General features: G+C 46.6%; 3 protein-coding genes. All 3 read left to right on the plus strand.

The genetic code is table 11. The annotated features are described in order from the left end of the window. Window positions 1-467 (plus strand): amino acid permease (locus Q0191_RS06145; protein WP_297664783.1); only part of this gene is annotated, 467 nt, incomplete at its 5' end. Between the two features lie 5 nt (window positions 468-472). After that, entirely contained in the window at window positions 473-2,014 is a 1,542-nt protein-coding gene (gene hutH / locus Q0191_RS06150; RefSeq protein WP_297664785.1) for a histidine ammonia-lyase, read from the plus strand. Window positions 2,015-2,155: 141 nt separating this feature from the next. Then, window positions 2,156-2,492, plus strand: a 337-nt coding sequence (locus tag Q0191_RS06155) for an arginase family protein (protein WP_297664787.1), incomplete at its 3' end; no start/stop codon positions are given.

Here is a 2,492-nt window from a genome sequence, read left to right on the forward strand (position 1 = left end):
CTATTGCTGGACTTAACATCGGGGAATCTATCATGGTCCCACGTTATGGTGCAGCCATAGCAGATGAAGGCTTGTTACCTAAAAAAATCGCTGAAACCAATGCTAAAAACGCTCCTGTAATTGCCATTATTATCTCCGGACTTTTGGCCATCGCCCTGCTCTTTACAGGAACATTTGAAGTATTAGCGGCTCTCAGCGTAGTCTTCCGCTTCTTCCAATACATCCCAACTGCTCTAGCCGTATTGGTATTGAGAAAGAAATATCCAGATAAGAAAGTGGTCTTCCGCGTTCCATTTGGTCCTGTCATCCCAATTTTAGCGGTTCTAGTCAGCCTCATCATGATTTGGGGTGAAAATCCAATGAACTATGTCTATGGTCTCATCGGTGTCCTTGTCGCCAGCGCAGTCTACTATATCTACATAGTACTGATTTGTAAAAATAAAGTTCTTGAACAAAAAGGAGAATGAATCTTATGACACATGTAATCAATTTGGATGGCGAACACCTTACTTTAGAAGATGTCATTGCTGTAGCTCGTCATGGAGCTATCTGCGAAATCAACCAAGAAGCTAAGAAAGCTGTAGAAGCTTCCCGTAAAATCGTAGATGACATCGTCCGCGAAAAGCGGGTAGTCTACGGTGTTACGACTGGATTTGGCTCCCTCTGCAATGTCAGCATCTCGCCAGAAGATACGACTCAACTGCAGGAAAACTTGATTCGCACCCATGCTTCAGGATTTGGCGATCCTCTTCCCGAAGATGCAGTTCGTGCTATCATGTTAATTCGGATTAATTCTCTGGTCAAGGGCTATTCTGGTATCCGGCTCTCTACTGTCGAAAAACTTCTGGAATTGCTCAATAAAGGCGTCGTGCCATTTATTCCAGAAAAAGGCTCTCTCGGTGCCTCTGGTGACTTAGCACCCCTAGCTCATATGGTTCTGCCTATGCTAGGACTGGGCCACGCATACTATCAAGGTCAACTGCTCTCTGGACAAGAAGCTTTGGACAAGGCTGGTATAGAGAAAATTGCTCTAGCAGCTAAGGAAGGGCTGGCGCTGATTAACGGTACAACTGTCCTGACAGGTATCGGAGCTTTGGCTACCTACGATGCCATCCAGCTACTTAAACTGTCAGATGTCGCTGGTGCGCTTTCCATGGAGGTCCACAATGGCATTACCAGTCCTTTCGAAGAAGACCTGCATACCATTCGTCCTCAGAGCGGACAGCTGGCTACAGCCCGCAATATTCGCAACCTTCTGGAAGGCAGTGGTAATACGACTGTAGCCACTCAACAACGGGTCCAAGACCCATATACCCTGCGTTGTATTCCGCAGATTCATGGTGCCAGCAAGGACTCTATCGCTTATGTCAAGACCAAGGTTGAAATTGAAATCAACTCCGTCACAGACAACCCTATCATCACCAAGGAAGGCCATGTCATCTCAGGCGGTAACTTCCACGGAGAACCAATGGCTCAGCCATTCGACTTCCTAGGCATCGCTATTTCTGAAATCGGAAATGTATCCGAGCGTCGTGTAGAGCGTCTAGTCAACAGCCAATTGAGCAAGCTCCCATCCTTCTTGGTCAAACACCCAGGACTCAACTCTGGCTTTATGATTACTCAGTATGCTTGTGCTTCGCTTGCTTCTGAAAATAAAGTCCTAGCTCATCCGGCCAGCGTAGACTCTATCCCATCTTGTGAAAACCAAGAAGACTTTGTCAGCATGGGAACTACTGCAGCACGCAAGGCAGCTGAAATTCTCAAGAATTCTCGCCGCATCGTGGCAACAGAAATCATGGCAGCCTGCCAAGCTCTGGATCTGAAACCAGAAAACCATGAACTGGGCAAAGGAACTAAGCCAGCCTACGACCTCTTCCGTCAGCATGTCCGCTTTATTGAGTTTGATAAGGATATCGAAATCTACGAAGAGCTCAACAAGGCTTCTGAGCTGATTGAAAGCGATGAATTCCTAGCAGCCGTTGAAAAGGCTGTGGACTTGAGCATTCAGTTCTAAAGCTGATGCCTCTGTAAAAAGCTAATCTAAGAAGCCCGCTCTCATGCAGCTGGGCTTCTTTTCCCGCTAAAAGTCATTGACAGGCTTAGCGGAAACTCTTATAATAAAGTCGCAACTATCGTTATCAAAAAGGACAAAATTATGTTAGAAGATTACTATCAGCTAGACAACCATTACTATCAGCGAGGTCCAGAGGACAATCTATATACTGCTAAGTGGGGCATGGTCATTGAGTTTCTGGACTTAAATGATCCTAGCCTAACCCCTTTTGAAGGGGTAAACTTTGCCTTGATTGGCTTCAAGAGCGACAAGGGTGTCTATATCAATAACGGCCGAGTGGGGGCTGTCGAAGGACCACAAGCTATCCGAACTCAGCTGGCCAAGCTTCCTTGGCATCTAGGTAGAAACGTTCGAGTATTTGACGTTGGCGATATTGACGGGCCTAACCGCTCTCTGGAGCAGCTGCAGCAAAGCTTGG

This window comes from uncultured Streptococcus sp., assembly GCF_938036805.1.
In the GTDB taxonomy this organism is placed as follows: Bacteria; Bacillota; Bacilli; order Lactobacillales; family Streptococcaceae; genus Streptococcus.

Coding starts and splice junctions, on each gene's coding strand:
- hutH (WP_297664785.1), top strand. CDS start 473: ATGACACATGTAATCAATTTGGATGGCGAACACCTTACTTTAGAAGAT.